This is a genomic window from Arthrobacter sp. SPT-J7, assembly GCF_059089965.1.
This window is the reverse complement of sequence record NZ_JBNHFF010000232.1, coordinates 1-4,962: the sequence shown is the minus strand read 5'-3', so window position 1 is coordinate 4,962 and position 4,962 is coordinate 1. Positions and strand designations below refer to the sequence as shown.

Genomic DNA, 4,962 nt, shown 5'->3' with positions numbered 1-4,962 from the left:
TTGGGCAAGCCCAGGTGTTCCTTCGGGGTGACGTAGCACAACATGGCCGTGCCGTAGCGGGCGATTTCCGTGGCGCCGATCGCGGAGGTGATGTGGTCGTACCCGGGTGCCACGTCGGTAACGAGCGGGCCCAGGGTGTAGAAGGGCGCGCCCTTGCACAGCTCCTGCTGGCGTTCGACGTTGTCCCGGACCAGGTGGAACGGAATGTGCCCGGGACCCTCCACCATCACCTGCACGTCGAATTCCCAGGCCCGCTGCGTCAGTTCGGCGAGTGTGTCCAGTTCGGCGAACTGCGCGGCATCGTTGGCATCGGCCGTCGCCCCCGGCCGCAAGCCGTCGCCCAAGGAAAACGCGACGTCATAACGTGCGAAGATTTCGCAGAGCTCATCGAAGTGCGTGTACAGGAAGTTTTCCTGGTGATGCGCCAGGCACCAGCCGGCCATGATCGATCCGCCACGGGACACAATGCCGGTCACGCGGTTGGCGGTCAGGGGAACGTACCGGAGCCGGACGCCGGCGTGAATGGTCATGTAGTCCACGCCCTGTTCGCACTGTTCAATGACGGTGTCGCGGAAGATCTCCCACGTCAGCGCGTTTGCTTCGCCGTTGACCTTCTCGAGGGCCTGGTAGATAGGGACGGTGCCGATTGGAACGGGCGAGTTGCGGATGATCCATTCCCTGGTGGTGTGGATGTCGTCGCCGGTAGAAAGGTCCATCACTGTGTCTGCGCCCCACTGAGTGGCCCACTGGAGCTTGTCCACTTCTTCGGCAATGGAACTGGTGACCGCCGAGTTGCCGATGTTGGCGTTGATCTTGACCAGGAAGGCCTTGCCGATGATCATTGGTTCCGACTCGGGATGATTGATGTTGTTCGGAATGATCGCCCGGCCGGCGGCCACTTCGCTGCGGACCAGTTCCACATCGCAGTTCTCCCGCAGCGCCACGAAACGCATTTCGGGGGTGGTGAGGCCCTGCCGCGCATAGTGCATCTGCGTCACCGTCCTGCCTTCGACGGCGCGGCGGGGCACCGGACGGGCGCCCTTCCACTCCGCGCTGGCCGCACCGCGGCGGACAGCCGAGCGGCCGTCGTCGAGCAGGTTCCGTCCACGGCCCCCGTAGGTTTCCGTGTCGCCACGCGCTTCTATCCATGCTGAGCGGAAGGGGTTGAGGCCGCGGACGGGGTCGCTCCCCGGGCCGGCTGTGCGGTAGATCCGGAACGGACCATTGGAGTCGCCGTTGGGTGAAGGCGCCAGGGCTATCTCAGTAACGGGCACCTGTATCCCGGATTCTTCATCGCGGACAAACGCCAGGGAATGGGACTTCAGCGACTGCGTGACAGCAGCGTGGTCCTGGCCGCCTTCCGCCGAGCCGGACAGAATGTGGGCAGGGTTCAACGGTGCAATTGGTGTACTCAAGGATTACTCACTTCCTTCGCCGGCATTACCCGGACAGGTTCAACGGTCGCAGGCCGCGTCAGCCCGATCTCAGCCCCTGCAGGGGCACCCGTGTGGTCAAGATGAAAGCTACCACAGACCCCCGAAGGTCAGGGAGGGACAAGGCAGACGGCCCCTGCCACATCCTGCGGTGCTAGCCTGTCGGGGCGGGAAAGAGGTAAATCCATGGCAGAGATCATTCACTTCACGGGAACCGTCCTCACCGGGCCGGACAGCGAGCGGCGGGGGTTGTGGTCCGTTGACGGCAGGCTGACGTTCCAGCGGCCGGCGGGGGAACCGCTCAAGTCCCTGGACGGCTGGGTGTTGCCGGGATTCGTGGACGCCCACTGCCATATCGGGCTGGGAGCCGGCGGCGCGGTGGAGGCAGCAGTTGCGGAGGAACAGGCCAGAACCGACTTGAACGCTGGAACACTGCTGGTGCGGGACGCAGGTTCCCCTGCTGACACCCGCTTCCTGCAGGGCAGCCGGAACGCTCCCGTACTCATCCGCGCCGGCAGGCATGTTGCCAGGACGCGGCGGTACCTGCGGGGCTTCGCCGAAGAAGTTGAACCGGACGGTCTGGTGGAAGCTGTCCGGAAACAGGCCCGCGACGGCGACGGCTGGGTCAAGCTCGTTGGGGACTGGATTGACCGCGGCGCCGGCGACCTGACGCCTTCGTTTCCCGCCGCCTTCGTCCGGGACGCCGTGCAGGCGGTGCACGATGAAGGCGCCCGGATCACCGCCCATTGCTTTGCCGAAGAAACGCTGGACCAGATGCTGGACGCCGGGATCGACTGCATCGAGCATGCCACCGGGCTCTTGCCACGGCACCTTCCCCGGTTCGTCGAGCAGGGCGTACCCATCGTGCCCACCCTCATCAACATCGCAACGTTCCCGGACATCGCCGCCCAGGCGGAGCCTAAGTTTCCCCGGTACGCCGCGCACATGCGGGCCTTGTGGGAGCGCCGGGCGGAGCGGGTGCTGGAGGCGTACGAAGCAGGAGTGCAGATCTACGCCGGGACCGATGCCGGCAGCGTCATTCCGCATGGCAGGATCGCCGATGAGATTCTGGCCCTTCACCACGCAGGCCTGCCAATGGCCGCTGCCCTCGACACCGCCTGTTGGGGCGCCCGGAGGTGGCTGGGTGCCGAGGGACTTCAGGAGGGTGCCCGCGCCGACGTCGTGCTGTGCCATGATGATCCGCGGCATGCCCCTAAAGCCGTCAGCGAACTGGCCCACGTAGTGCTGGAAGGCCGCGTCATCCGCTGAACCGCGAGCGTCGCAGCTGACTTTGAGACACTTGGAATAAATTGAACCTTCAAGTAATTTTAATAGTCATAGGCCCGCAACCCGAAGGGCCCAAGCGCCGGGAGTTTCAATGACTGCAGAACCCGCCAGCCAGGATCTTCTTCCTGCCGACCTCGCCATGGGCACCGTGATGCTCAAGGTGGGCGACATGAAGGTGATGACGGATTACTACCAGCGCGCACTCGGTCTCGAGGTCATCGCCGAGCAGGACGGCGGGCTCTACCTCGGCCGGCTGCAGAAGCCGCTTGTGCACCTCGCGCCCGCACCGGGGTTGAACCTCCCGGGCAGGGGAGAAGCCGGACTCTTCCACACCGCGCTGCTGTTCGAGAACCAGGCTGACCTCGCCGCCACCATCGCCACCGCCGCCCGGTTCGAGCCGCGCTCCTTTACGGGCAGCGCCGACCACCTCGTCAGCGAGGCCTTCTATTTCAATGATCCTGAAGGCAACGGCATTGAGCTCTACTGGGACCGGCCGCGCAGCAACTGGTCCTGGAACGGCACGGACGTGGTGATGGACAGCCTCGCCTTGCCGCCGCAGCGATATCTCGAGCAGCACCTCACCGAAGAGTCCCTTCAGCGCCAGCACGGGAGCGTGGCAGGAGTGGGCCACGTCCACCTCCAGGTGGGCGACGTTCAGTTGGCCCGCGACTTCTATGTGGGTATTCTCGGGTTTGAAAAAACCGCAGGCTGGCACGGGCAGGCGTTGTTTGTCTCCGCAGGCGGCTACCACCACCACATGGCCATGAATGTCTGGAACAGCCGCGGCGCCAGTCCCCGCAAGGACACGCTCGGCCTCGGTGAGGTGCTCATCGAGGTGCCGCCCGGAGACGACATCGGGGCGCTAGCAGACCGGCTGAAGGTCGCCGGAGTGCCGGCGCACCACACGGGGGCGGAACTGCGGTTTGAGGATCCGTGGCGCAACCGGATCCGCGTAGCGGCCCGCTGACGGTGCCGCACCTGCTCCACGGGAACCGGCAGGCGGCCTTGTACTAGGCTGAAACTGAACGGCCGGGCGGCAGGTGCCGCCTGCAAGGCCGTACCGTCGACGGAATGAGGGCATTCCCATGGGCTTCACCGAGATCTTTGTCGCTACCCACGACGGCGCGCTGAAGCGCGCCGGCGTCCTGGACCAAGGTGGCAGCGGGCCGGCCGCGCAGGCCGTGCGGATCCCGGAAATCAGCGACCTCGAAGTTGAACAGCTTGGTGAGCTGGCAGGCACTGCCGTGCATGCCGGCGGTGCCGACTACGAGCTGACCATGGTGGACGTGGCCACCGATTCGCTCCTGGCGGTGCCCCCGGCCATGGTCCGCGCCCTGGCCGATCTCCTGACCTACGAGGTCGAAGGGGAGGGCAACGTCCTCGATGACGTCGCCGAACAGTGGGCGGCCCAGGACGACATGCCTTTCGATGCCACCCAGGCCCGCGCCTACGTGGCGCAGTTGGCGGAACTGGCCAGCGGAATCGACGACTCCGAGCGCAGCGGCCTGTACGTCTGGTCCTCCTGACGGAGCGCCCGGCCTTCGCCGGTGACGGCCGGCGGGGTGTCAAGTCGAAATCAGGGCGCTCATCTGGCACAATAAACAGGTACTCGATCTGCGTGGCCCCTCTCTCCGCGTCCGGATCCTGTCCTTCGAGCCCGCAAGTACGGCCCGCCCCACGGGTGCAGAACGCCGGGTTCACCCCCTTTCTGAAACAGGAGTGACCACAAAAGTGGCCGTAAAGATTCGCCTTAAGCGCTTTGGCAAAATGCGCGCACCGTACTACCGCATCGTTGTTGCAGACTCACGCACCAAGCGTGACGGCCGCGCCATCGAGGAGATCGGCAAGTACCACCCCACCGAGGAGCCCTCATACATCGAGGTCAACTCCGAGCGTGCCCAGTACTGGCTGTCCGTCGGCGCCCAGCCGTCCGAGCAGGTTGCCGCGATCCTGAAGATCACCGGTGACTGGCAGAAGTTCAAGGGCCTCCCGGGCCAGGAAGGCACCCTGAGGACCAAGACCCAGAAGGAAGCCTTCGTTGCCCCGGAAAAGGGTTCCGTGATCATCCCGGAAGCCATCACCAAGAAGGCATCCAAGTCTGACGCAGCCGAGGCACCGGCCGAAGCAGAGACCACCGAGGCTGAGTAAATTGCTGGCAGAAGCGCTGGAACACCTGGTCCGGGGAATCGTCGATTCCCCGGATGACGTCAAGGTCAGCTCGAAGAGCAACCGCCGCGGGGAC

6 protein-coding genes and 1 riboswitch are annotated in these 4,962 nt (G+C 65.1%); of the genes, 5 read left to right on the top strand and 1 reads right to left on the bottom strand.

Annotation, left to right across the window (positions count from 1 at the left end):
- A partial coding sequence (gene thiC / locus AC5RWX_RS30150) for a phosphomethylpyrimidine synthase ThiC (protein WP_494099888.1) occupies positions 1 to 1,394 on the bottom strand: 1,394 nt, incomplete at its 3' end.
- Positions 1,395 to 1,409: 15 nt separating this feature from the next.
- A riboswitch (TPP riboswitch) is annotated at positions 1,410 to 1,517 on the bottom strand.
- Positions 1,518 to 1,619: 102 nt separating this feature from the next.
- Here thiC and AC5RWX_RS30145 point away from each other — a divergent pair.
- The 5 genes from AC5RWX_RS30145 to AC5RWX_RS30125 all read left to right on the top strand — a co-directional run.
- Positions 1,620 to 2,702, top strand: coding sequence for an amidohydrolase family protein (locus AC5RWX_RS30145; RefSeq protein WP_494099886.1), 1,083 nt, complete (start codon positions 1,620 to 1,622; stop codon positions 2,700 to 2,702).
- A 109-nt stretch (positions 2,703 to 2,811) separates the two neighbouring features.
- The gene (locus tag AC5RWX_RS30140) at positions 2,812 to 3,687 is read left to right on the top strand and encodes a VOC family protein (RefSeq protein WP_494099885.1); all 876 of its coding nucleotides are present in this window, start codon (positions 2,812 to 2,814) and stop codon (positions 3,685 to 3,687) included.
- A gap of 118 nt (positions 3,688 to 3,805) precedes the next feature.
- A complete protein-coding gene (locus AC5RWX_RS30135; protein WP_494099884.1) occupies positions 3,806 to 4,246 on the top strand; it encodes a hypothetical protein in 441 nt (146 codons plus the stop codon).
- Positions 4,247 to 4,451: 205 nt separating this feature from the next.
- The gene (gene rpsP / locus AC5RWX_RS30130; RefSeq protein ID WP_163162679.1) at positions 4,452 to 4,868 is read left to right on the top strand and encodes a 30S ribosomal protein S16; all 417 of its coding nucleotides are present in this window, start codon (positions 4,452 to 4,454) and stop codon (positions 4,866 to 4,868) included.
- A gap of 1 nt (position 4,869) precedes the next feature.
- Positions 4,870 to 4,962 (top strand): KH domain-containing protein (locus tag AC5RWX_RS30125; RefSeq protein WP_494099887.1); only part of this gene is annotated, 93 nt, incomplete at its 3' end.